At 39.8% G+C, this 25,157-nt stretch carries 26 protein-coding genes, 2 pseudogenes and 1 riboswitch; of the genes and pseudogenes, 9 read left to right on the top strand and 19 right to left on the bottom strand.

Annotation, left to right across the window (positions count from 1 at the left end; translation table 11 throughout):
• Positions 1 to 860, top strand: an 860-nt coding sequence (locus tag V7077_RS08655) for an immunoglobulin-like domain-containing protein (RefSeq protein ID WP_335500443.1), incomplete at its 5' end; no start/stop codon positions are given.
• 403 nt (positions 861 to 1,263) lie between these two features.
• Here V7077_RS08655 and V7077_RS08660 read toward each other — a convergent pair.
• Positions 1,264 to 1,770 carry a hypothetical protein gene (locus V7077_RS08660; protein ID WP_335500445.1) on the bottom strand — a complete coding sequence of 169 codons (507 nt, stop codon included), beginning with the start codon at positions 1,768 to 1,770 and terminating at the stop codon, positions 1,264 to 1,266.
• Positions 1,771 to 2,235: 465 nt separating this feature from the next.
• Between V7077_RS08660 and V7077_RS08665 the strand changes: the two genes are divergently transcribed.
• The 3 genes and pseudogenes from V7077_RS08665 to V7077_RS08675 form a co-directional block, all read left to right on the top strand.
• Complete coding sequence (locus tag V7077_RS08665) at positions 2,236 to 2,814, top strand: TerD family protein (protein ID WP_335500447.1); 579 nt, start codon at positions 2,236 to 2,238, stop codon at positions 2,812 to 2,814.
• Positions 2,815 to 2,879: 65 nt separating this feature from the next.
• Positions 2,880 to 3,650 carry a TerC family protein gene (locus V7077_RS08670; protein ID WP_335500449.1) on the top strand — a complete coding sequence of 257 codons (771 nt, stop codon included), beginning with the start codon at positions 2,880 to 2,882 and terminating at the stop codon, positions 3,648 to 3,650.
• A 92-nt stretch (positions 3,651 to 3,742) separates the two neighbouring features.
• Positions 3,743 to 4,366, top strand: a pseudogene (locus V7077_RS08675) (TerD family protein); the annotation flags it as partial.
• A gap of 136 nt (positions 4,367 to 4,502) precedes the next feature.
• On the opposite strand, the gene V7077_RS08680 reads toward V7077_RS08675, so the two are convergent.
• From V7077_RS08680 to V7077_RS08735, 12 genes are all read right to left on the bottom strand, one after another.
• Complete coding sequence (locus V7077_RS08680) at positions 4,503 to 5,300, bottom strand: AIM24 family protein (protein WP_335500452.1); 798 nt, start codon at positions 5,298 to 5,300, stop codon at positions 4,503 to 4,505.
• A 363-nt stretch (positions 5,301 to 5,663) separates the two neighbouring features.
• Positions 5,664 to 6,926, bottom strand: coding sequence for an O-antigen ligase family protein (locus V7077_RS08685; protein ID WP_335500454.1), 1,263 nt, complete (start codon positions 6,924 to 6,926; stop codon positions 5,664 to 5,666).
• A gap of 21 nt (positions 6,927 to 6,947) precedes the next feature.
• Positions 6,948 to 7,871: a type II secretion system F family protein gene (locus V7077_RS08690; RefSeq protein ID WP_335500456.1), complete on the bottom strand. Its 924-nt coding sequence runs from the start codon at positions 7,869 to 7,871 to the stop codon at positions 6,948 to 6,950.
• Between the two features lie 3 nt (positions 7,872 to 7,874).
• Entirely contained in the window at positions 7,875 to 8,867 is a 993-nt protein-coding gene (locus tag V7077_RS08695; protein ID WP_335500458.1) for a type II secretion system F family protein, read from the bottom strand.
• A gap of 5 nt (positions 8,868 to 8,872) precedes the next feature.
• Positions 8,873 to 10,156, bottom strand: coding sequence for a CpaF family protein (locus V7077_RS08700; protein WP_335500687.1), 1,284 nt, complete (start codon positions 10,154 to 10,156; stop codon positions 8,873 to 8,875).
• A 319-nt stretch (positions 10,157 to 10,475) separates the two neighbouring features.
• Entirely contained in the window at positions 10,476 to 11,306 is an 831-nt protein-coding gene (locus V7077_RS08705) for an AAA family ATPase (protein WP_335500460.1), read from the bottom strand.
• Positions 11,307 to 11,978 (bottom strand): Flp pilus assembly protein CpaB, encoded by a 672-nt coding sequence (cpaB, locus tag V7077_RS08710; RefSeq protein WP_335500462.1) that lies wholly within the window; start codon positions 11,976 to 11,978, stop codon positions 11,307 to 11,309.
• Between the two features lie 10 nt (positions 11,979 to 11,988).
• Positions 11,989 to 12,894, bottom strand: a complete 906-nt coding sequence (locus V7077_RS08715) for a TadE/TadG family type IV pilus assembly protein (protein WP_335500463.1) — start codon at positions 12,892 to 12,894, stop codon at positions 11,989 to 11,991.
• A gap of 35 nt (positions 12,895 to 12,929) precedes the next feature.
• Positions 12,930 to 13,325, bottom strand: a complete 396-nt coding sequence (locus tag V7077_RS08720; protein WP_335500465.1) for a TadE/TadG family type IV pilus assembly protein — start codon at positions 13,323 to 13,325, stop codon at positions 12,930 to 12,932.
• Positions 13,319 to 13,822: an A24 family peptidase gene (locus V7077_RS08725; protein WP_335500467.1), complete on the bottom strand. Its 504-nt coding sequence runs from the start codon at positions 13,820 to 13,822 to the stop codon at positions 13,319 to 13,321. Before V7077_RS08725 ends, V7077_RS08720 begins: the two co-directional genes overlap by 7 nt.
• A 102-nt stretch (positions 13,823 to 13,924) precedes the next feature.
• Positions 13,925 to 14,098 (bottom strand): Flp family type IVb pilin, encoded by a 174-nt coding sequence (locus V7077_RS08730; RefSeq protein WP_335500470.1) that lies wholly within the window; start codon positions 14,096 to 14,098, stop codon positions 13,925 to 13,927.
• 21 nt (positions 14,099 to 14,119) lie between these two features.
• On the bottom strand, positions 14,120 to 14,470 hold the full coding sequence (locus tag V7077_RS08735) for a DUF192 domain-containing protein (protein ID WP_335500472.1): 351 nt from the start codon (positions 14,468 to 14,470) through the stop codon (positions 14,120 to 14,122).
• A 93-nt stretch (positions 14,471 to 14,563) separates the two neighbouring features.
• Positions 14,564 to 14,649: riboswitch (cyclic di-GMP riboswitch) on the bottom strand.
• A gap of 412 nt (positions 14,650 to 15,061) precedes the next feature.
• On the opposite strand from V7077_RS08735, the gene V7077_RS08740 reads away from it, so the two are divergent.
• Entirely contained in the window at positions 15,062 to 15,205 is a 144-nt protein-coding gene (locus tag V7077_RS08740) for a hypothetical protein (protein ID WP_335500474.1), read from the top strand.
• A gap of 108 nt (positions 15,206 to 15,313) precedes the next feature.
• On the opposite strand, the gene tagU is transcribed toward V7077_RS08740, so the two are convergent.
• On the bottom strand, positions 15,314 to 16,246 hold the full coding sequence (gene tagU, locus V7077_RS08745; protein ID WP_335500477.1) for a polyisoprenyl-teichoic acid--peptidoglycan teichoic acid transferase TagU: 933 nt from the start codon (positions 16,244 to 16,246) through the stop codon (positions 15,314 to 15,316).
• A 282-nt stretch (positions 16,247 to 16,528) separates the two neighbouring features.
• On the opposite strand from tagU, the gene V7077_RS08750 reads away from it, so the two are divergent.
• Together V7077_RS08750 and V7077_RS08755 are read left to right on the top strand one after the other, a co-directional pair.
• The gene (locus V7077_RS08750; RefSeq protein WP_335500479.1) at positions 16,529 to 17,059 is read left to right on the top strand and encodes a hypothetical protein; all 531 of its coding nucleotides are present in this window, start codon (positions 16,529 to 16,531) and stop codon (positions 17,057 to 17,059) included.
• 207 nt (positions 17,060 to 17,266) lie between these two features.
• Positions 17,267 to 17,413 (top strand): hypothetical protein, encoded by a 147-nt coding sequence (locus tag V7077_RS08755; RefSeq protein ID WP_335500481.1) that lies wholly within the window; start codon positions 17,267 to 17,269, stop codon positions 17,411 to 17,413.
• Between the two features lie 311 nt (positions 17,414 to 17,724).
• On the opposite strand, the gene V7077_RS08760 is transcribed toward V7077_RS08755, so the two are convergent.
• The 5 genes and pseudogenes from V7077_RS08760 to V7077_RS08780 form a co-directional block, all read right to left on the bottom strand.
• Complete coding sequence (locus V7077_RS08760) at positions 17,725 to 18,117, bottom strand: GtrA family protein (protein WP_335500483.1); 393 nt, start codon at positions 18,115 to 18,117, stop codon at positions 17,725 to 17,727.
• Complete coding sequence (locus tag V7077_RS08765) at positions 18,110 to 19,093, bottom strand: glycosyltransferase family 2 protein (RefSeq protein ID WP_335500486.1); 984 nt, start codon at positions 19,091 to 19,093, stop codon at positions 18,110 to 18,112. The genes V7077_RS08760 and V7077_RS08765 overlap by 8 nt, the downstream gene beginning before the upstream one ends.
• A gap of 44 nt (positions 19,094 to 19,137) precedes the next feature.
• The gene (locus V7077_RS08770; RefSeq protein ID WP_335500487.1) at positions 19,138 to 20,493 is read right to left on the bottom strand and encodes a DUF6056 family protein; all 1,356 of its coding nucleotides are present in this window, start codon (positions 20,491 to 20,493) and stop codon (positions 19,138 to 19,140) included.
• A 364-nt stretch (positions 20,494 to 20,857) separates the two neighbouring features.
• Positions 20,858 to 22,033: an N-acetylmuramoyl-L-alanine amidase gene (locus tag V7077_RS08775; RefSeq protein WP_335500489.1), complete on the bottom strand. Its 1,176-nt coding sequence runs from the start codon at positions 22,031 to 22,033 to the stop codon at positions 20,858 to 20,860.
• A 514-nt stretch (positions 22,034 to 22,547) separates the two neighbouring features.
• Positions 22,548 to 22,863: pseudogene (locus tag V7077_RS08780) on the bottom strand (family 1 glycosylhydrolase); the annotation flags it as partial.
• A 381-nt stretch (positions 22,864 to 23,244) separates the two neighbouring features.
• Here V7077_RS08780 and V7077_RS08785 point away from each other — a divergent pair.
• Both V7077_RS08785 and V7077_RS08790 read left to right on the top strand, forming a co-directional pair.
• Positions 23,245 to 24,282: a zinc-dependent dehydrogenase gene (locus V7077_RS08785; protein WP_335500491.1), complete on the top strand. Its 1,038-nt coding sequence runs from the start codon at positions 23,245 to 23,247 to the stop codon at positions 24,280 to 24,282.
• A gap of 39 nt (positions 24,283 to 24,321) precedes the next feature.
• The gene (locus V7077_RS08790) at positions 24,322 to 25,146 is read left to right on the top strand and encodes a class I fructose-bisphosphate aldolase (RefSeq protein WP_335500493.1); all 825 of its coding nucleotides are present in this window, start codon (positions 24,322 to 24,324) and stop codon (positions 25,144 to 25,146) included.
• The last annotated feature ends 11 nt before the right edge of the window (positions 25,147 to 25,157 follow it).

Raw genomic sequence — 25,157 nt, forward strand, 5'->3', positions numbered from 1 at the left:
TAACAGCAACAGATAATGTGGATGGAAATATTACATCAAGTATTGTTGTAACAGGCACTGTAGATAATAAGAAACTAGGAGTCTATTTATTAACGTATAATGTTAGAGATAGCTCAGGAAATACGACAACGGTAACAAGAAAAATTACCGTAGTGGATACAGTAAAGCCTGTTATGGTTGGAGTGGCAGGTAAAGTTATTAACATAAATACAGGTTTTGATCCTAAACTCGGTGTTACAGCCAAGGATAACGTAGATGGAGACCTGACAAGTGCAATTAAAGTAACAGGCTCAGTTAACACAAGTAAAAAGGGTGTTTATACATTAACCTATACGGTTGCGGATAAATCGGGAAATGTAACATCAGCCACCAGGAAAATAACCGTCATCGATAACGTTAAACCAATCATTTTTGGAGCGACAAACAAGACAATTCTAATTAACTCATCGTTCAACCCATTATCAGGAGTAACGGCAAAGGATAATGTTGATGGGGACTTGACCAAGCTAATGAAAGTGACAGGCACCGTTAACACGAAGAAAACAGGAACTTACACCTTAATTTATACGGTCAAGGATTCATCAGGAAATGTAACGACAGTTACTAGAAAAATAACCGTCATCGATAATGTTAAACCAGTAATTTCAGGGGCAACAAATAAAACCATAAAGCTAAACTCTGGATTTAACGCTAGAACTGGTGTGACAGCAAAAGATAATGCTGATGGTAATTTAACAAATGCTATAAAAATAACTGGAATCGTAAACACAAAGAAAAAGGGAACGTACACATTGATCTATACTGTTACCGATAAATCTGGAAACAAAACAATGGTAACTAGAAAGATCACCGTTAAGTAACGTGAAAAAAAGCTGATTGGATAAAATATGCTCCCGATAAGGTAGACAGATGAAATCGTAAAAATCTGTTGCTTTATTGGGGGTTTTTTCTATTCTTTGGATATTGGTTCGTTTCCCACGTCATAATTATCACTTAAAGACGTACATTTCCTTGCTCGTCCGTGACTATCCAATTATAAAACATAAAATTACGAATGATAAAGCGGTAAGGGAATAACAGGAATTTCTAGAATCATAGTGCTTTTTTAGTAATGAACCTTACAACATTTGAGAAGATATTTGAAGATATAGGTTAAAGTAGAAGGGGTCAAATTTGGCCTCTTTGTTATCGATGTATTATTTATAAAATGCTTAACATAAATAAGCCCATTATCTCTGTATCAGAAGTAATGGGCTTATTATGTTAAGGTATATATTGTTCTGTAATTTTTGTTACAATCCCATTTGTTATCTCGAGATGAAAAGGAATCTGATGGTGCTTATCCCGCTGATTCAAGAAAGTAATAAACTGGCTTCTGGTTACCTTTTCATTCCATTTGATTTCGTATAAACTGCGTGTCTGTAAGATATATTGGGCATTATTTGAAATGGTAAAAGTGCGTATCTTAGGATTAACGTTTCGTATCCAGTACCCGTCTGGGGCACCATCCATTTCCTTCTGGCATTTACAATCCTTAAAAAACTCTCTATCAGCAGACTTGCCGAAATACCATTGGATATAATCAAATTTCCCCACCCATTTTCCATTTATCTGGTTGAAGGAAGTTATGTAGGCGGTAGCATTTTCAACTTTTGGGGGTTTTGTAATGTTCGTTTTTGCATATGTTTGTGAATTCTGTGAGGGCAGTAATAGCAATGTAAAAATCATTAATACAGGATAGAATAGCTTCATTAATCTTTGTAACTTCATACAAATTTCCCCCTCGTATCACATTTCCTATGATTTGAATGTAATAGATTTAATTTAAAAACGTTGTCGACATTGGGATACCCCGAAAATATTTACTTGAAACCAAAATCATTATTTTTTACTTTTATGTGTCAACACATAGATTAGACATAAACTAATCAGAAATGTGAAATAAAACCCATGTCTCATCAAAATGGAAAACTTTGTGACAAAGGCTATACATTTGACAAGAAACAACAAAAATTGACGGCTTTTTTGTAAAAAGCTGGTATACGCATGAGGTGTATTATAGCTAAAATGGAGCTAGATTTTTTCTTTTTACATATATGTGGTGGAAATCGACAAGCTGTCATCATATTCTCCAAAACGTTAAAAATTATCGTGATAGTTAATATTTTGTGGCTTGTTTGATTCTCAAAAAATTTCACTTTAGGTGATAACACAAGAGAAGGAGAAGGATAAAACATGGCAATTCAGTTAAGCAAAGGTCAACGAGTTGATTTAACAAAAAATAATCCAACCCTTACAAAGATTATTGTTGGTCTTGGTTGGGATGTAAAGCAGTATGACGGCGGTGCGGATTATGATCTGGATGCCTCTGCCTTCTTATTAAACGCAGCTAGTAAATGCCGTACGGAATTAGATTTTATTTTCTATAACAACCTTCAAAGTATAGATGGTTCTGTTATTCATACCGGGGATAACCGGACAGGTGAAGGAGACGGAGATGATGAACAAATCAAAATTGACCTAGCTAAAGTTCCGTATGATATTCAGAAGATAGCGATTACGGTAACGATTCATGATGCAGAGGCTCGCAGTCAAAACTTTGGTCAAATTGCAAATGCCTTTGTAAGACTTGTAAATGAGGATACAGGTGCGGAAGTTTTACGCTACGACCTTGGCGAGGATTTTAGTGTTGAAACAGCTGTTGTATTCTGTGAAATCTATCGATACGGAAACGATTGGAAGTTTAACGCTGTTGGTGCAGGCTATCAGGGTGGACTAGCATCACTTGTTAATTCGTATGGATTAAGTATATAACGATTTAATATCTAATTAGAGAGGAATCCAACTTCCTCTCTCCTACTGTTATTGGGGGAATTAAATTGGACATCATTCATCAAATTTTACATACCTACGGGTTATTTTTTGACCTAGGCATGTGGGGGAAGGTTTTAACTGATCCTGTTGCATGGGGGTTAGTTGGTTCACTTGTCGTACTAGAAGGATTATTATCAGCTGATAATGCTTTGGTATTAGCTGTTTTGGTAAAGCACCTTCCGAAAGAAAAGCGAAAGAAAGCCTTGATGTACGGTATGTTCGGCGCGTATTTCTTCCGTTTCATCTTTATCGGTATCGGTGTCTATTTAGTGAAATTCTGGTTCATTAAGGTGCTGGGCGCTCTTTATCTTGGCTGGATTGTATTCAAACATTTCCGTGGCGGGGAAGAGGAAGAGGAGGGGCCGGAGTTTAAGGGAAGCTGGGCGGTTCGAATTTTCGGCCTGTTTTGGGCGACGGTTATTTCTGTGGAGCTCATGGATCTAGCTTTCTCGGTAGATAGTATTCTCGCTGCTTTTGCCGTATCCAATGAGGTTTGGGTGTTGTTTTTGGGTGGAATACTAGGCATTTTAATGATGCGAACCGTAGCAGGTTTATTCCTCTCGTTAATTGAGCGAGTCCCAGAATTAGAAGATACCGCATTTGTTTTAATAGGGATCATTGCCGTAAAGATGTTTGTTAGTGTATTCGGTTATGAATTGCCGCATATGGCGTTCTTTGCGATCTTAATCGTGGCATTTTTAGCTACTTTTGTTATCCATGCAATCAACAAATCAAAAGCAGTAAAATCAGAAGTTGCTGCCACAAAGGAAAAATAAATGACGAATAAATGATGCCTCTCCGTAGTTAATAAGTGAAATAAGTTTAATAAACTAGTAAAAATTTTTGCTGGATGGGGGAATGTTGGATGGTCAATTTAAATAAAGTTGAATTAACAAAAAAAGGGCAATCGATCAATCTTACAAAAGGCAATACACAATCTATTGGACAAATCTTAGTTAATTTAAACTGGAACCAACAAACAAGAAACTCAGGAGGATTTTTTGCCTCTTTGCTTGGCGGGGGTTCTAAGGGCGTTGACTTAGATTTGGGATGCTTATATGAATTAAGAAATGGACAAAGGGGCTGCGTCCAAGCCTTAGGTAATTCCTTTGGTTCCTACCATTCTGCTCCTTTCATGGAGCTTGACGGAGATGACCGAACCGGTGCCGTATCGGGCGGTGAGAACTTACGGATCAATGGAAATAAGCTCTCTGATATCAAGCGTGTATTAGTATATTCTTTCATTTATGAAGGAGTGGCCAACTGGTCAGAGGCGGATGGTATTGTTACCCTAAAATATCCCAACGGTGCGGATATTGAGGTAAGATTAAACGAACACCGGAACGGAAAAATAATGTGTGCAATTGCGATGATTGAAAACGTTAGGAATGAAACCTTCAAAGTAGAGCGCTTAGTAGAATACTTTAACGGTCATCAACAAATGGATCGTGCTTATGGTTGGGGTATGAATTGGGTAGCTGGCAAAAAATAAGCTTTTTGTTGTAAGAGAAAAAAATAACTATCAAAAAGAACCTTGTTAAATTTAACAGGGTTCTTTTTAGTCGTTATTCTACGTGTGTAATTAATGATTGGTCCCATTTTCAGTAACCTTATGCAATAGATCCTTTTTATTTTGATGGCGGCAGCGGGTTTAATAGATGTCCTAACTTTTCATAAACAGGTAACGTTGGTGCGATAAAGACTTTCCCCGTTCCTCTAAATGTTTGAAGCAGACCTTCGCCGGATGTAACAGAACCGAAAATACTTTTTGTTGATTTTTCAACGGTAAAATCAATATTTCCCAACCGGAAAAGTGTAAAGTTTCCATCTACTTGAACCATTTCATTTTGCAGTTCAAACTCCACTAGTTCATCCTCTGGAACAGGAATTTCAAATACGCAATATCCGCTTCCAGATACTTTTGTTTGAAATAACCCTTCGCCTCCAGCAATGGCAGAAGAAATGTTTTTCATTGCTTGGACTGAAATCGAAACAGTCGATTCACAGCAATAAAATAGTCCTTTATCCGCAATGATTTCTTCGTTATTAAGTTCAACGATCATAAAGTGTTTAAAGCTTGGTTCTAAATAAATGATTCCGCTCCCTTGGTATTGTGGTTTAATCATGGATTCATTGGTTAAAACACTGGAGGCTAATCCTTTTAAAAAACCCTTTGCACTAGTTCCTCCTAAACTTTTTAACGAAATATTTCCTTTCATAAACTGTAGGGCACCTGATTCAGCGGTAAGGGAGCTGTTTTTAAGTGTAATCCTTACTTGTCTTAATTTAATGTTCGATTTTTGCGCAAAATATAACTTTTCAGCTACAGAAAAATTATCATTCCCGCCTAATTTTTGATACTCCAAAATCTCAATCTTTATATTTTGGTTTTCAACAAAACTTATCACTTGATATGCTTCAGACATTGCATTTCTCCTTTTTATGTTGAGACCTGATTTGAACTTGCTTACGGATAACCGTAAATTAGCTTAACTTCAACTGTTCACGTGCTTATTCGATTTGTTTAATGTGTGGTTGTTCATGTTAAGGAGCTGCTTCAATTCACTGGTACGTACTATACTCATTACTAACTCAATTATACGACAGTACACAAAATGAAAACATATCATGGTCACCTTTGAAGGTGATTTTTAATAATCTATTATTCTCGTGAAAATTTGTACCGTACCGAAAATTAACATTCGGAAAAAACACCAAAACACCGCAGAAATCTGCGGTGTTTTTAATAGTAGATTCAGGTTTAGCATAGGCAGGAAAAACCATTTAGCTCAATCCCACTCCTCTTTCAATCGATAAACTATCCCTAGTATGAACCAAAAATAAGGAGCAACAGGAACAACGCTGATGTTGAAGAAAGCTTGGATGACGTAAGCGAAAATCAAGGCAAACAAGCCTGATAGAATTAATTGTTTTTCTCCACTTGCTTTTTTTATCGCTTTCCAGACTCCCCAAAATATACAGCTCAAAAAGCTTAAATAGAATAACAATGCTGGGATGCCCATTGTAATGGCGATTTGTAAATATTCATTATGGGCTTTATCAACGGAGCAATTCTTCTCCTGGAAGTATTGACAGACAGCATCCTGATCAATGACATATCCCAACGTGTCTGGTCCCGAACCAAAAATTGGGTACTCGGCAACGAGTGGCAGGGCTGTCTTCCAAATTCCCCAGCGGCCTGATCCGGCGAACTCTGAATCGTCGGAACCTAATACTTGATCCGCACTTAGAAAAATACTAAATATCCTTTGCAAATAGGTGCTATTCTCTAAAGCATTCACGAAAGTAAAGATAAGGGCAAAACTAACAAGTAACATGGCAAATCGCTTACGTAATGCGGGGAACTTCAGCCAAATAAACGGACTATAAAACAACAGTCCAGCAATTGTTCCTAAAAAGGCACTGCGTGTTCCGGTGTATAACATATTCAGCAATAAAAAGTTGGCTGCAAAGGAAAACCATCCTATCTGTTTTCTCTCTTTGGAATGGAGTACCAGGATGATAGCCAAAAAGAGCATGACCACTAGGTAGCTTCCATAAAAATTGGCATTTCCAAAGAAGGATTCAATCCGACCGGTTCCATCGATATAAGGTAAAAGGGGGTGATGGAACTTTTGATATAACCCGAACAGACAAGCGATCATCGAGGCACCTACTAGACCTGAAAGGATGCTTCGAACCTTCCCCGCCGGCACAAGCCGAAAGGAGATGACGAAGACGGTAAAGTAAGAATAAAGTGCTAATAGCCCTTCATGTCGTGTCATTTCACCAAATATTGAAATATAAGGGTGCTTTGATAGAACAGTCGACAGCCCAATCCAAATGGCCCACAGCAATAGAAGTTTCTCAGGCCAAGTAGGTGCGCCTTGGAATACACGTTGCCTTTGCCGATAGCTTTTAATTAAGATGTAAAGCCAGAGCGCGAAGCAAAGGTATGCTAATAATCCCATTTTTACTGTGGTAATATACTGATTAAACGGAAACACAAAAAAAGGAAATAACCATAAAAATAGATAGAGAATACGAAACATACCTTCATTGCTCCCGTCTTCTTATTTCATAAAATCGTTGTATAACTGGATGGCGACAGGGCCAAGAATAACAATAAACAGGCTCGGGAAGATAAACAATACAAGAGGAAACAGTATTTTGATTGGCGCCTTCATGGCCGTTTCCTCTGCTTTCTGTCGCCTTTGATCCCGCATATCAACGGTGAGAATGCGTAGTACTTGCACCATTCCAACCCCGAGCTTTTCTGCCCGCAGAACATTATTAATAAAAGTCGATAGTTCGTCTACTTCCAGCCGGTCACGCAAGCCGGTCAACGCTTCACGGCGGGAGCGCCCGAGCCGGAGCTCCTCGAGGCAGCGGCGAAATTCCTTCGCCAATACCCCGTCCTGTTTACCAATTACCTTGCTGAGGGCCAAATCAAACCCCAAGCCCGCTTCCAAGCTGACCAACAATAAGTCGACAAAATCCGGCAATTCCAATGTAGCTTGCTTTTTTCGCTGTTTTATTTTGGCAGTTAAATAGTAACGGGGGATTAAGAGTCCGATTCCCAAACCGACGACGAAAAAGAGAACTAGTTGATTGCTTGGAAATTCAAGCAGCATGCCATAGCCGACTGAGAGGACAGGCATGGCGATCAAGAAAACGAATTGGCTGATTCGAAAATCAGTCCCGGTCATGCCAAAGGGGTTGCCCGCTTGCATTAACAGCTTGTCGAGCTTATCCATCTGCTTGCCGGGCATACGTTTGGCAAGCCCTTTTTTTGCTCGCATCCAAAGTGGCAAAAGGACCCTTTTTTGAAAGGATTCTTTTTTATCCTTTTCTTCCGGGGAAAAGGGAGCTGGTTTATCTCGTTCATCTAATAAAACTTGGACCCGCTTCTTTACTCGGCTTCTTTTCTCCATTGGGATTAGCAATAGGCCATATAGGAGTAAAAAAAGAGCCGCAAAAAATATAAGGTACATCATGTATTACACCTCTATTTTGGTTAGCTTTTGAATCAAAACGAATCCCAGTAAACTCATCCCGAGTGCCACGGAGAGGAGAAGGATGCCCATTTTGTCCGTAAACAAAATGGTTATATAATTCGGCTGGATGAAATAGATAAGCACTCCCAATACAAGGGGAAGGGCACCTATCACCGCTCCGGACATTCTGCCTTGAGCGGTAAGGGACTTGATTTGCGCCTGGATTTTTTGCCGTTCGCGGATGGTATCCACAATCATCGCTAAAACGGTTGCCAGGTTTCCGCCCACCTGTCTTTGAATGAGCACGGCTTGAATCATAATATCTAAATCCTTGCTCGGCACTCGTTCATATAAACGGTGAAGAGCGTCCTCCATGTTGATCCCGTACTGCAGTTCTTTTAAAAGCAGTTCGATTTCTTCCTTCATCGGGGAAGAGGATTCCTCTGCTACCGCTCGTAAGGCCTGGTTAAAGCTGTAACCCGCCCGCATAGAGCTGATAATGGTGGAAATCATATCCTGCAGCCCATCATTAAATTGCCGTATGCGTTTTTTTTGTTTAGCGCTTAACAGCAACTTGGGGTACAGAAAACCAACGATAAAGCCAATCAATAAAAGTAAGAGCTGACCAGACAGCATGTAGAGTATGCCGCCAAAGATTCCGCCAAAAATCCAGCGGAAAGCAATGTATTCCCCTGGTGTCCAGGAGGAGGCTGCACTTTGCAAAAACAATTCTATTTTTTTATTCGATTTGCGATGATTGACTTTCTTTTTTAGGCGGCTGTTGTACATTTTAAGTGAATGGAAAAAGCTGAACGTTTCTTTCTCAATCTTCTTTTCAGGCTGTATTTCCTCACTGTTCGAGGCTGTTTCCTTCAACAAATAATGATGCAGTCTATCTTTCAGGCCCTGTTTTTTTGGTAAAAACAGCTGTAACAGAAAATAAAACAGAAGGAACACCGACAGGAGAAAACCAAACAATATAGCTAGCTGGTACATGGCCGTTACTCCTCCTCATTTTCGAAGAAGACAGATGCGGGAATATGAATACCGGCGTTCTCTATCCGCTCGTAAAATGCCGGACGTACCCTCGTCGGCACTAGTTTCCCGATAATTTTTCCATTCGCATCGACGCCGCGTTGCTCAAAGACAAAGACGTCCTGCAGGACAATGACATCGCCCTCCATGGATTGCACTTCGGTAATATTAGTAATTCGCCGCGACCCATCCTTTAGCCGGGACTGTTGAATGATTAAATCGATGGCTCCGGCTATTTGTTCGCGAATCGCCTTGATGGGCAATTCCATTCCGGCCATTAGCACCATTGTTTCAAGCCGGGAAATCATATCGCGCGGGCTGTTCGCGTGTCCAGTGGCCAAGGAGCCGTCATGGCCGGTATTCATCGCCTGAAGCATATCGAGTGCCTCTCCGCCCCGGACCTCACCAATTACGATTCGTTCCGGCCGCATCCTTAGGGAGTTGCGGACCAGATCGCGGATGGTAATCGCACCTTTGCCTTCGATATTCGGCGGCCTCGTTTCAAGGGAGATAACATGATCCTGGCTGAGCTGGAGCTCGGCTGCATCCTCGATTGTTACGATCCGCTCATCATTTGGAATAAAGGAAGATAATACATTCAAGGTGGTCGTTTTCCCTGAGCCCGTTCCACCGCTGATAAAGATGTTGAGTCTGGCTTTTACGCATGCCTCGATAAACAGCGCCATTTCTGTCGTCAATGTGCCGAACTGGATTAAATTATTGACGGTTAACGGATTGGCGGCAAACTTACGAATCGTAATCGTCGGACCATTTAAGGCTAAGGGAGGAATAATTGCGTTGACCCGTGATCCATCGGGGAGACGCGCGTCCACCATCGGGCTGCTTTCATCGACCCGGCGCCCTAAAGGAGCGACAATTTTTTCAATAATGTTCATCACATGCTCATTGTCTCGGAACTGGACATCCGTTAATTCCAGTTTTCCTTTCCGCTCAGCATAGACCTGAAAGGGACCGTTCACCATTACTTCACTGATATCAGGGTCGGCCAAGAGCGGGTTGATGGGACCGAAGCCGGAAATATCATTGTACAGTTCGTTAATGACGAGCCTGCGATCAATGTTCCCCTGAAGTGATTCCTCTTCCTGGATAATTTCAAGTGCCATTCCTTCCAGCTTGGAGGGAATTTCCTCCGGGGTATCATATTGAAAATTGGACAAAATCCGCTTTTGCAGCTCTTCTTTTAACTTTTGGTTTTTTTCGTTCATCTGGTGCTGATTTTTCTCGGTCATCGTATTGACACGTTTTTCTTTCCATGCTGAGGTTGATGATTTTTCTTTTTTCAAAAGATCAGAGGCCGCAGCCACTTCTTCGTTTGCTTTTTCCATCAACTGGCTCGGTTCATTTTTTCTCACCTCAGGCTTTTCAAATGAGGGGATCTGTTCTACTGGAACTTCAGTCAGGATCTGCATGGGTGGCGTCTTTTCTAAAGGCGGTTTAGAGGGTGCTTTATCCCTGCGGCTTGGCAGGATAGTCCCGACAGGCACTGGTTTCGAACCCGTTGTTGAATGCTTCGTTTTTTCGTTAATTCTGTCTAATAGTCCCATCAGGTTATCCTCTCCTTTTCTTCCTTGACATTGGCAGCAGTGTTTCTAGCAGTGACGGCTTTTTGACCGGCAAGTGGTTCGGATTGTCGGAGTCCAAATGTTGAGCGATTTGAAAGACCGCTTTGGCAATGTCGGAACTGGAATGACTTGCGACAAACGGATTTCCGATATTCAATGCTTTGGAGGCAATCGAAAAATTATTAGGAATATAAAAGGGATTTTCGATTTGCAAGATTTGCAGGACCTCATTGGCCTGAACCACGCTATCGATTGTCGAGCGATTGATGACGACTTTTACCTTTTCGATCATTTCTAATAATCGAAGTGTACGGAGCAATAATTTGGTATTTTTGATCGATACCAGCTCTAATGTGGTCATGAGCAAAATTTGATCGGCTTTTTCCATTAGGGTAAGGGTTTGATCGTTTAAACCAGTTCCTGTATCCACAAGCAGATAGTCATATTCTTCTAAAAGTAAATCTGTAATATAGGTAATCACCTCTGGGGTAATCAAATCAGCAAGTTCTGGTCTATCGGGAGCAGGCAGTACACGGACCCCGCTTGTATGGGTTGACATCAGACGGTTCAGACTGAAGGTATCCAAGGTTTGAAGGCTTTCGAGGGCATCATAGATGGAGAAGGAAGAGCCCAAATCCATGGCAATATCCACGTCACCAAATTGGAAATCCCCGTCGAGCAAGGCGACCTGTACATTCTTTTTCCTCAGGGCCATCGAGAGGTTGACGGACAAGGTAGTCTTACCGATTCCGCCCTTTGCGCTGCAAATGACCACCATTTTCCCTTTCCGGTTCTGGTTTGGTTCTGGGCCATTCATTTACGATCCCTCCACCTTTGTTTTACGTTTACTGTGCAAAATATATTGCAGGCTTCCTTTTTTGGAGGCCTTGATGAACTTGATTGCCTCTTCAGGTGTTGCTTCCACTGTGATCGAATCGTATTCGGCAAAGGCTTCTTTTGTTTGGATGCGCCTTCCGACCGCCAATACACGAACATTTGCCTGAAGCACAACGGTGTTTGATCCTGGTACTGGTTTGGGGTCCAATGAAGGGCCCGTATAGATGATATCGATCGTATCCTCAGGCTCAATCATATTGGCGAGGGATTCGACCGCTCCTGCCGACAGGGTGACAGCGCGGTGATCAGGCTGGATTTTATCTTCTAATTTGGTTGATTCCTCCAAGGACTGAAGGTGGTGGTCTAAGATGATTTCACCTGAGGCGATCTCGGCCGCGGCAAATTGGCCGACAATCTTAGACGGATCTGTAACAGCACCAGGATAAACGCTGTCTGCTGGTACCTCGACTGTTTTAATCATGTTCTCGGTTATTTCTTGATCGTTTTGAATGTCTGCGGCAGCGGCGATAACGGTTTTAACCTGTTCCGTGCTGGATGCTTCCTGGGATAATTGATTGGTATATTGATAGAATAGAAACGTTGCAATTCCTGCCAAGAAGATCGAAATGAGAAAAATGGTCCGTTTGTTCATGTTGATTCTCCTATTCTGTAAGCCGAGCCATATAGGCCCCGCGGTCTAGACTTCCAGGTCCATAGGTCCCGGTATCGACCCGCTTAATAAAGGTTCCCATAATGGTGGTGTCTGTGTTGCTCATCTGCTGCTGGATATAAAAGTAGGCAAATCCAGTGACTTTAATTTGGCTGCTACTATAGGTTTTATAGACAATAACGGTAATAATCCGGGCGCATTCCCTTATGGTCCAGTCTCCACTCGGATTTGGACACTGGCTTATCCGATAATTCACCGCGTTTTGGGTGGCTCCGGAAATATTACCGGTTTGGACGCCGATAATGTCACCAACGGAAACTTGGAGTTTGGCACCAACTTTTAGCGTTTCCTCATAGGTACTGGCCCCCTTTCCTTCTAAGGCGAGAATACCAAAAGATCCGGTATTGGCGTCGCCGGCGCCGACCTTGAGCGCAACAGTTTGACCGTAAGTGATGGGAGTCGATTCCGGTATCCCTAAGGGAGTGGCCCCGTAAAGTCCGCTAATTGGAAAAACCTTTGCCGTAGACTGCGCTTGTACTGTCATGCTGTTCAAACCGAAGATTTTAGCAAATCGTAAGGGAACTTGTTTTTTTAAGATGACCTTCACTTGCTGGTTCAAATCTGTTTGCAGGCTATTCAGGCTCGATTGTGCCTGATAAGAGGCCAGCACTTTGTTGACGACAGCTTGCACACGTGCCGCATCTCCATTGGTCAATTCCTGGGCGCCGGAGAGGACAGCGGTCGTTGCCGCTTTTTTTAAGTCGCTTTTTTCTTTGTAAACAAGACCCATATCCACGACAAGTCCGACGAGTCCAAGGAAGAATACCATAGAAAAGGCAAAAACTACCATAATATTTCCCTGTTCACTCCTTAGGAGGGAGTTGATTTTCCGTTTCATTGCTGTTCAGCCCTTTACAGATTCTTTTAAATGACTTACTCTACTCGAACCGTCGATGCTGCCTTTAGCTGATATGGAGAGAGCAGCTTGTCAAAAATCGGCGTGATCTCAGCGATTGGATAGGAGAGGGTTACGGTCACATAATCCCCTGATTTCCGGACGGTGGGAGAAACTGTTACGCTCATCTTATCGAATTTCGTTAAGGTTGTATGATCTTTTACATATGTGCTAATTTCTGTATCTGTTTTCCCTAAACCTGCCAGGCGGGAAGCCTCTTGAGCAGTCATGTTCAGATTTAAATAATGGAAAAGGATAATGCCGATGTTGATCATGCCGGCCACCATCAACAAAAAAATCGGTACAATCATCGCAAACTCGACCATCGACTGTCCTTCCTCTTGTTTAAGCAGTTTTCTTGAACCAGTTACCATAGGTTAACTCTTCCTTCAAGAAACAGGGCGAGGATGGCACCGGCTGCAATGGCCACACCATAAGGATAGGTGGTCTTCCGGTTAAACTGATTGGACCAGTTTTGCTTGTTTTTGATTCCATTAAGGAAGATGACTAGTTTTTTGAACATCCCTTTTCCGAACGCCAAAAGGAAGAGGGCAATTAGAGCGCCGAAGAAGGCCATGTAAATACCGGTATAAATGGCAAACACCCAGCCTTTACATGCTCCTACTAATGCTAGAAGCTTTACATCTCCTGCGCCGATTCCGCCCATGAAGAAGGGGATGATTAACAGCCCTAATCCAACCGCAAAGCCGCCAAGTGAAGTTAGTATTCCGTCCCAGCCTTGTAAGATGAGATGGGTGATAACAGCCATCAAAAGGGCTGGATAGATGACCTTGTTGTAAATTTTTCTGCTTTTTAAATCGGTGTATACGGAAATAGCTAAAGTGACTAGTAGGATTATGATGAGAAACATCTTAACCATCTCCTTTATTTGGAAAAGTGATTGTCTTTAAAATAGCTCTGCAACACCAGGTTGCAGAGCTAGGTTTCTAGTTATTTAAAAACTAGGATTATATTATTTACTAGAAGTTAATTTATCGCCAGCATTTGTGAATAGATCTTTAATTTTTCCACCCATAGTCGTTAATGCCACAACTGCAGCCAATGCTACAAGTCCTAAAATTAGTCCGTATTCTGTCATACCTTGTCCTTGTTCTTCTACTACTAGGGCTTTGAATTTGTTCATCATTTTGATTTCCTCCTCAAAATTTTAGGTTTCTGATAGTTTTATTAACTGTCCTTCTGTTATTTCGAAGGCCTTGATGCTGTTGATAGGTAGTTCAATTACTGCTGCAGCGCCTGGGAATCGTTTTCCTATCTTCCCTGGCTCAAGCTGCTCCTCGATTCCGACAATCTTCCCATGGTCGTTGATGTAGAGCACGTCAATGGGGAACTTCATAAAAAAAGTATGGATGGAATTGCAAGGACGTAAATAGAGTCCCGAATTTGGAGATAAATTTTTGCGAAACATTAAACCTTTGAATCTCTTAAAAAAAGTTTCTGCTGGTTCAATCGATTCGGCGATCACTTGTCCAGTACCCAAGTTAACCAATCGCAACAAAGATCCACCTCCTTAAAGAATACAAAAAACCCGAGCCTCTACCGAAGCCCGGGTGGAAAATTGCACAATAAAAATGCAACTATATGCCCATCTTTCGGTAGCTGGCTGACTTAGCGCATGGCGCTTTAGTCCCTGTAGCTTTGCGTCGCTGGTTTTCACCAGGTTTGCCGTTATCGAGATTTTCTTGTTTATTTCTACAAAAATTAACAATAATTGAAGAACTTACCCATATTTTATTATCGCTGTCGACAAATGTCAAAGACTTTTTTAGTATTTTTTTAAGAAATTTTATTTTGATAGTCAGTACGATTATCCTAGATGTTCTAAATTAAGGGGGACTTAATAAGGGTGACGTTTATAGAGTAATAGTCCTGCTAGAACGATATGGAATAATCTTTAATCGAATTCTTTCTATTCATCTATGGACACTTTCACACTCCATCAGTGGATAATAGGATGCCAGAAGGAATTTCCACAACTTCTTTAATGCTAATTTAATTCAATTTTAGTAGTTTTTAATCTGTTAGTAATAATTTGATAACATTCCACCACTATGCTTAATAAAGAGCAATCAAAGGAGGAATGATTCATATGATTAAAACCAAACTAATGGGACTAATTTGTTATTTCCGTAAACATCATAAATATAGCTACTACACAGACAAGTGCGTCACCTGTGGAAAGAAAAAAGAAAAGCCGGAGCAAGGGGACGGTTCTCATGCTTCCATTAATTAATTAATGGAACTATTTGCAAGCATCTGGTAATATTAACGTTTTGCTAAACAATTAGATGATTATAAAAAGCAAATGCTGGTTGGAATTAATCCAATCAGCATTTGCTTTTTATTTATTTAATTCTAACTGAGCTTTCAACTCATTTTGAACTCGTTGCTTCTCTGCATCAGATACTAACCCGTAATAAATGCCACCGATTTTAGTACCTGTCTCTTTGATCTCCATTTGGGTAATGTTGGACCCGGCAGATTTATAATTTTTTTGAATATCGATCATTTGATCAAAGGTAAGGTTGGTTTTAACGTTTTTACCAAGGGCATTAAAGATATCGGAGTAATTGGTCAAGCTTGAAACGCTTGCTCCTTCTTTAATAACAGCCTGAATAATTTGGCGTTGTCTTGATTGACGGCCAAAGTCACCTCTTGGGTCATCATTTCTCATTCTTGTATAACTTAGTGCTTTATCTCCGTTTAAAGTTACCTGCCCTATTGGGAAATGGTAGCCTCCATTGGAGAAATCTAAATCGTTTTGAACAGTGATACCTCCAACTGCATTTACAATGTCCCTGAATCCTTCCATGTTCACCTTCATATAATAATCAATCGGTATGTCTAAGAAGTTTTCAACGGTGTTAATCGACATTTGGACTCCGCCAAAGGCATAAGCATGATTAATTTTATCAACTTTCCCTTTACCAACAATTTCGGTACGGGTATCACGAGGAATGCTGAGCATCTTCACTGAATTGTTGTTTGGGTTAACGGTTAAAACGATCATCGTATCGGAGCGGCCTCTGTCGCCTGCTCGTTCATCGACACCAAGCATTAAGACTGAAAATGGATCTTTATCCGTTAAGGCAACCGGTTCCTGACGTTTATCTGACTGTTTTACGGCGTTTGGCTCATGCATTGTTGTGACAGCCGTTTTTAAGGAACTATATACACTATATGCGTAAACTCCTACACCAATAACAAGGACTAGAAGAATAATACCTGTGACTTTCAACCAAGTTCTCTTTTTCTTCGTCTTTTGAGACCTCATTCGAGTATACCTCCAAAAATTTGACAAATATTTTACACTCGTTTAATAGAATACCAAATATATAGGAAAATAGATATAAAAAAATTATGGGTTTATATTGAAAGAGGTTTATGAGATTTTTTTCGACAATCGTTGTTTACGAGGGAGTTTCTATCAGTGTATGATACGGAGAAATTTAGACGTTAAATCAGGACTTATCTACTAAAATATGTAAAAAAGAAGGGATTAATCATCATTACAGCGAAATTATAGCAATATATTTCAGGTAAGGGAGAGACCTCCATGAGAAGTAGCCGGCCCTATAAATCCCCTTTAGCTGCCATGTTATGGTCAGTGGTTCTTCCAGGATTTGGACAACTATACAATAGGGATTATTATATTGGTACTATACTGTTAGTACTAGAATTCTTAATCAACTTAAAATCACATTTAAATATAGTTTTATTAGATACTTTAACCGGAGACCTCCTGCGTGCGCATGATTCGGTTAATTACAATTGGGGGCTTTTCTATCCTTCTATCTATGGGTTTTCTCTTTGGCAGGCTTTGAATATGGCAATATCAAATAATAATAGATTAGAGGGAAACGTTGTTGAAAAACGAACCTACTTATCAGGATTCTTTATCGGTTTTGTTATCGGAATGGACTTCGGCTTATTCTGGCACGATACAGGCATAATCCAAAGATTTCCGTTTCTTGATTATCCCGTTTATAATGGACTAGTTTTTGGGCTGCTGCTTGGCTTTTTGTCCCATTTGGCCGAAATAAAAATATATCGAAGAAAACTAAAAAAACTGCTCTTTGAAGATTAAATCTAGATATAACACAAACCACCGCTTACGTTATGAAAGCGGTGGTTTGTGTTTTTGGCTAAGTGGGTATATAAATATGCAAATCAATTAAAACTTTTATCTATTACATCAAGATGTCACAATTTTCTATCAGAACTACATTTACAATTGTCGAAATTGATAGTAAAATGTAGGCTTACTAGATAAAGAGGAGGGAGAAATAGGAAATTGAACCTAGACGCAAAGCAGAGTCTTGTCGACTTTTCACAAATTGTCAAAAAAGCCTATGAAAAAGGCGAAAATGAAACCGAAATCACACTTGAAAAATTGATTGAAGAATTAGAAACTGACTTAAAACAACTAGTGATCTGCTAATAAATATAATAGATGGAAGCAAGGGGACGGTTCTCTTGCTTCTTTTTTGTGGAACCTTTGTGATTAAAATAGATTGAACAGTCGCATACGGAACCTCATCTATGGTTGTTTGAGAGGTCTAGGATTAGCATTCTCTGCTATGGCAAGCGTTATATTTAATCACAAAGCATAAAAAAAATCCAGCGCGATGGGCTGGATCTCCTCTTTTGATACGGGTACCCCTTCGTAATGATCACTTAAAGACGTACATTTCCTTGCTCGTCCAAGGCGATGCAGCTTTTCCTCTATTACGAGACCTATTGGAGTCATCATTATTCATATGATTTTTTAAAAACAGCATATTTGCTGGCAAAATAATTAGCAATTACGACAAATATATTAGTAATGATTTTTGCTATCGTACTATCAACATGAATGACTTCTACAAGTAAAACCATACCGGCTAAATCTAAAATATACGATAGTCCTCGGAAAAAGAAGAAACTAATCAACTCTTTGCGAACAGATTGACCTCCTGAAGATTTCCGGTTAAATACATATTTTTTGTTTGTTATAAATGCAAAGATAACCGATAAAAACCAGGCAAGGGTAGTGGCAATCTTATAATCAACACCAAATAACCCGTTTAAAACCCAAAAGCTCAATATATTAATGAACGTAGTTAAAATTCCAAAGAACAGGTATAAGACAACTTCCTTATTCATTTTTCGCCCCTACCGTAATTTTTTGTGAAGTTCCGTTATTCATGACCTTTTCTCTATTATACTCATCAACAAAATAGAGAGGGCGGTTTTTGGTTTCATTAAATATACGTCCCAGGTACTCACCAATAATTCCGAGTGAAATCAATTGAATCCCGCCTAAAAACAGCATAACGGTCATTAAAGAGGGATAGCCGGCAACATCTTTTCCGAACAGTAATGTTTTGGTAACAATCCAAATAATATAGATGAAACTAAAGAAAGAGATAATAAAGCCGAACAACGAAGAGATCCGTAATGGAGCAATTGTAAACGAAGTAATCCCTTCAATGGCCAGATTGATTAAATTTCGGTAATTCCACTTTGTTTCCCCTGCGGCTCTTGGATCACGATCAAATAATAATTCCTTTTTATTATAGCCGATCCAGCTGAACATCCCTTTTGTATACCGTTGTGTTTCGCGTAATTGTTTCAATGCCTCGATACAGCGGCGATCTAGAAGGCGGAAGTCTCCTGTATTTTCTTGTATATCGATCTTCGTGAATTTCTGAAGCAGTTTATAAAAGAACGAGGAGGTTGATTTTTTCAACCACGATTCTCCTGCCCGGCTTCTCCTTTTGGCATACACATCATCATATCCCAGTTCCCAATACTTGATCATTTCGGGTACTAACTCTGGTGGATCCTGCAAATCTGCATCCATAATAATAACAGCGTCGCCTGTTGCGTAATCCAGTCCTGCAATCATCGATATTTCTTTTCCAAAGTTTCGTGAAAGATTCACATAGGAAACTCTTTCATCTTTTGCACGTAAATCCTTAATCATCGATAATGACTGATCCGTGCTTCCATCATTGATAAATAAGATTTCAAAATCATATGAATCAATTTGGTTAATGACTTCGTTTATACGTAAATATAAATGATTCAGCACTTCTTCCTCATTATAAGTAGGTATAAGAATGGTGATCCTTACCAAGTTTTTTTATCTCCCTCAGTTTATGAATGTATTAAAAAGATAACTTATCTTAATGTATAAAACGTATTAAAAAACGATAATATAGCTAAAAATACAACGGTATTTATACTAAGAGCTTTAAAAATCTTGCTCTTTGAATCTAAAATAATTTGAAATAGAAGAAAGGTTAGCATGATAAACGCAACATACATAAATAAAAAAGTTCTAGGTCCGGAAGCCCATATGGTTGGAGAAAACGACATAATCATTCGAGAGCCGAAACCCAGTAATAAAATAAATAATGCGATTAGGGAAGTTTTCTTGTTTTTAAATAAGAAATACAAAGAAATGAGAACAGCTAATGAAATTATCACTAATAATAGATCAGGAACCCAGCTGGTGACAGAATTCATCCTAATACCTGTCCCGAATTTTGTCATTGAATTTTTTGCTTTTGTAATGGCATAAAAAGTTCCGCCTAGTTCATTACTAAAGATACCAAAAACTAAGCTTGCAGCAAATGGAATCCCAGCGATAAAGCGAAGGATTTTTTTATGATGGGTAAGCAGTACGCATAAAAGTAATAAAAAACTAAATAACGTAAAGATCAGATTGGGTTTCATCACAAATTCAAATAAAGAAGAGGAAAATCCCATCTCAATTTTTCTAGGAAGGGAAATCGTATTGAATTCCGGAAACCATCGGTTTACTTCCTTTACATTTCTAGCTGCATTTCCAGGACAAGTTAAAATAAATAGAAAGCTGAAAATAGAAATAATCGTTTGTACAATCATGAACCAGTTTACTTTTTTGATAAGGGCGGAATAAACGGTAAAGACCCCATATACCGATAAAAGGATCACACATAATTGCTCTTGATTGGCAGCGAAGATTAATGCAGGGATATAAAATAAAAACTCGAACCAGTGGACTTTTTCACTGCAGAGATACTTTTTGATAGGAATCATGGCAAATAATCCACAGGCTAACGGCCATATATAATTGAGAGTAGTGGCGATCCATCCGGCTGAAGCCATATGAACAAAGGGATACATAAATAAAAGGGCTGTAATGAGCCAATTTTTCTCTCTATTTTTCGCAGTTGGGATTAATTTTGACATACTGACCGCTATTAACACCATCATAACAGTATCCAGTAACCGCCAAACCGCGGGAAAATGGACGACAAAAATAAGTATAAATTCAATTAAGACCCTCGATGACCAGGTATGGTATCGCTCGGTGAGATAGGACAACGGGATCAAATGATCCTTACCTAAAACCTTCATGAAGGCTTTATCATCACCTGGGTGGTCTAAATTAAGCATGAAATGAAGCAGTAACATTCCTATTAATAAGATCATAAATGGAAAATAACTCGATTTATAAATGGTAAGCAGTTTACTTTCTAGAAACTTCATATCTGGTCTATATCTCCTCATGTGGAAATCTGTAAATCCATTATATCCCCGTCAAATCATAACAAACTTTGTATTCGTCAATCAAGTTCTGGAAGCGGAGGGACGGTTCTTTTGCTTCCTACTTTACCTTTTGTGGAAGTGAGTGGGAGCACAGGGACGGTTCTTCTGCTTCCCATCATACCTTTAAATCAGTGGATGGGATTCGTGGAACAAATCATAACACAGAGTGGCGAGCAGGATTCGTCCTTTTATCTGTTTTACCGGATTGAGTATAAGTTAATCCTAGTGGTTCTCAATCCGAAATCTGTGCCACCAAATGAAGCGGAAATAAATAAAAGAAGCATGAGAACCGTCCCCATGCTTCTTATTGAAAGTAATCTAGTAATCCAAGGTAGATTCCTTGGGCGACGTTGTTGCGGAATTGAGGGCTTTCAACGATGGTGTCATCTTGTTGGTTGGATAGGAAGCCGAGTTCTATTAGAGTGGCTGGTTGTTTGTTGTTTCGGAGAACATCTAGGTTGTTGAATCTTGTGCCAAGGTTTGTTAAGTTTGTTTCTTTTGCCACTTGATTTAGGATAGCGGTGGCTAGTGGGTTACTGGATTTTTGGTAGTAAAAGTCAGTTATGCCATTAACCGATGGATTATTGGACCAATTGTAATGAAAACTAATAAACGCATCCGCCTGGTTTAGGTTGGAGATTTGTGCACGTTGCTCTAAGGGGATATAGGTATCATCCGTTCGAGTCAAGATGACTTGGGCGCCTGCATTTTCAAGCTTTTGTTTAACAGCCTCGGCTGTTGGTAAGTTCAAAGATTTTTCAGGTGTGCGGGCAATACTGGTTGTTCCTCTATCTTTCCCTCCATGTCCCGGGTCCAGCACAATCGTTTTTCCTTTCAGCGGTGTCTGACTAATGGACATAACTACGGATTTTTCGGGTGGGGTAGTCATGAGGGCATCTGCTGCCTTGGCTACCTTCAATTCCGTTGTATCATTAGCCTTCTTCTTTGGTGTTGGAGCTGCAGTTTGTGTGTGTTGACTGCTAGGTGAATCTTTATCGATGTAGGTTTCGTTCACCCACCCGCTTACACCAGAAGAAGAGACAATTTTGGCCCATCCAGCTTGGTTCTTATGGATGGTTATTTTTGTTCCCGATTTTAAATAACCCACGACATTACTGGAGGTACTGGGACGTTCACGGACGTTTAGAGAATAGGTATTTATGGTTCCCCCGATTTTTTCAGTCGGGTTTAGATAGGCGTCGTAAACCCAGCCAGTTTGATTGTTTACTAGCTTAATTTGATCCCAATCATCTCGCTTTTGGATGATTTCAAATGTTTCTCCTTGATGAACGCGGCCAATTACCTTACTTGAAATATCAGCAGACTCCCGAACATTAAGCGTCGGAACCGTGACCGTGACCTGGGGAGAAGGCTTATCGGCATTCGCTGACTGCTGAAGATTCCATAACGGAACAGTAATCGCACTAAGAATCGTCAGAATTTTAAATAGACCATCATTCCGAATTTTAAATAGTACCATGTTAGCAACCTCCCTGTTTTAAAAACTCTAAAACTAGCATGGACAGAATTGGAACAAATCATAATCAATTTTCAAAATAAATTTGAGAAGCATTGGGACGGTTCTCATGCCTCTAAGAAAGGTGCCTGCATTAGGGAAGCTTTCGACAATTTATTTAGATCAATGGAATGTGAAAATCTGCAACCACGCGGATAGTGGCGTTTTTAAACAAACGTTTGATTACTTGCGAGATATGGGGAAAGTAAGGGAAAGGTCTTAGCTGAGTCGATAATTATAAAATTTTCTGGGAAATTGGAGAGATTTCTGTATATTATCCTAACCTGGCTCGACAGTATTTTTACTAGTTTTCAAGAGAATGACCTTTAAGAACAAAGTATACTGCTTTTTTAATTAAATGTTTGATTAGTAAAGTATAGAGAGAATATAGTCGAAATCAGGTTGTGAGTTAGCTTGAATTTAGGACCTTTTTAATTTTTATCACCGTGATCACCTTCGAATAAGAGAAGGTGGCTATCTATTCCAAATCTTCTCCATTGCTTTCAATTACTTTTTTCCCAAGTAGAAGGATCTTTTCGGCTGCGATTTATTGTGCCATTCCCTTCATCATCCTGATCTACATAAATAAAACAGTATCGTTTGGACATCTGAGATGTTCCTGCACCAATCAGGTCAATTGGTCCCCAGCTTGTATAATCAAACAGGTCGATCCCTTCTTCAATAGCTGCTTTCATTTTTTTGAAGTGTTCTCTAAAAAAATCATTCAATAATCATCATGGATGGATCCATCCATCACTTTCAACTGTATCAAAAGCACCCATACCATTTTCTAAAGTAGGGGGGAGCCACCTCCTAACTTTTCATAAACAAATCTTATTTTTTAATTATTATGGAAGCAGAAGAACCGTCCCTGTGCATTCTTTGAAAAAAATATTCATTTTTTATCAAATAAATATTGAAGGAAATTACCACCATATGATATGATGTGTTCATGGAAGAGTTGTTTGAAAATTCTTTAAGTAAATGGTATTTACACTGTTTACAAGAAAAAAAGCACAATCATTCTCTGGTTTAGCGAGGTGGTGGATTGAAAAAGGCAGATTAAGGAGATTTAATGGTGCTTCGAAAAAAAGTTACGCTATTTACAATCTTTTTATGAAGAAAATTTCCGCCACTGTAAATGTAATTAATTATATAAGGAAGGAGTGAAAGTAATGAAAGCAGCAATATTCTATGGACCCAATGACCTTAAGCTTGAAGTAGTAAACAACCCGACAATCAATGAATATGAGGTACTAGTCAGGGTTAAAGCAAGTGCAGTATGTGGTACCGATGTTCGTATTTATGAAGGAAAAAAGACAAAGGGTGTGAGAACCCCTTCAATCATAGGTCATGAACTTGTTGGGACGATTGAAGAAGTCGGGGCAAAGGTAAATGAATTTTTCATTGGAGATCGGGTAGGGGTTATGCCGGTTATTCCATGTGGAAAATGCTATTACTGCTTAAACGGCAGAGAAAATGTATGCGCAAACCGGACCGCTATCGGTTATGAATTTGATGGAGGATTTGCTGAGTATGTTCGAATCCCACGTACAGCATTAGAGGCTGGAAACCTAGTTAAAATTCCTGATCATATCACCTTTGAACAAGCAGTTGTCACTGAGCCGCTCGCATGTTGTCTTAACGGTCAAAGAAAAGCGAATGTGAAAATGGGTGATAGCGTTGTCGTAATTGGCGGAGGCCCAATTGGACTTATGCATGTTCAATTAGCAAAAATTGCTGGAGCAAACTCCATTATATTAAGCGAACCAATTGACCATCGCCGTGAAAAGGGTCTTATTGCCGGTGCTGATTATGTAATCGATCCTACAAAGGATTCTTTAGAGGATTTAGTTCTTCGTGAAACAGATGGGCTTGGGGCAGATGTTGTCATTATGGCTATTGGCGTTCCATTCCTCGTGAATTCAAGTGCAAATCTATTGAAAAAGGGTGGTACTTTAAATCTATTTGCCGGATTTACAAAAGGAGTACTATCAGAAATCGATCCTAATGTTATCCATTATAACGAGATTACTATAAATGGTACTTCTGCGCTAACTCGCTCTGACTATCATAAGTCACTTTCACTGATTGCTTCCGGTCAAATTAATACAGAGGTAATCACGACAACGGGATATACCCTAAATGATATTGAACGTGCAATTGCAGATGTAAAAAATGGAAATGGTATGAAAACTGTTATTACTCAATAAACCAAAATAAATTAAAGTTGGAAGAGGAGTGTTGTTGAAATGTCATTTTTAGGTAAAGAAATTCGTATGAATCGTCTAGTAAACCAGCAGGATGGAAAACTGTTAGCGGTAGCAGTCGATCAAGCAATGGCACGAGGTATTTTTGATGAGCTAATGCCAATCCAGCGAAAGATTGATGAAATTGTCGCAGGTGGTCCTGATGCCATGACCATGCACAAAGGAATTGCTGAAATGTGCTTCCGTCCACATGCTGGTAAAGCTGGGTTAATTTTAAAATGTTCAACGTTTTCACCTTGGCAGCCAAACTATGATGCATGGGTTACTCAAGTAGATGAAGTCGTTCGTTTAGGAGCAGATGCGGTCTCCATGGGTTGTATCGTTGGCGGCGATGATCAGCCTGAACAGCTTCGTAATCTTGGGATCATTGCCGGTCAAGCTGCCGCGCACGGTCTACCAATGATTGCTCATATTTATCCAAGAGGAAACCAAATTCCACAAGAAGATAAAGATAATTGGAGACATATTGCTTATGCTGTCCGTGCAGGAGCAGAGCTTGGTGTTGATATTGTAAAAACAAAATACACTGGAAATCCTGACACATTCCGTAAAGTGGTTGAATCTACTCCTGGAAAAGTAGTTGTGGCAGGGGGCGATAACGGCGGCGATATCGAAGATTATTTCCAAATGGTTTACGACGTCATTGATGCCGGCGGAACAGGAATTACCTTTGGAAGAATCGTATGGAACAACCCAAATCCAACAGCAGTGGTAAAAGCATTTAAAAATATTATTCACAATAAAGGAACTGTCAAAGAAACCATCGAATTATATAACGAGTTAATTCACACTCCAGTAAATATATAATGAAGGTGACA

Origin of the sequence: Neobacillus vireti, assembly GCF_036962465.1 — a bacterium.
Taxonomy (GTDB): Bacteria; Bacillota; Bacilli; order Bacillales; family Cytobacillaceae; genus Neobacillus; species Neobacillus vireti_B.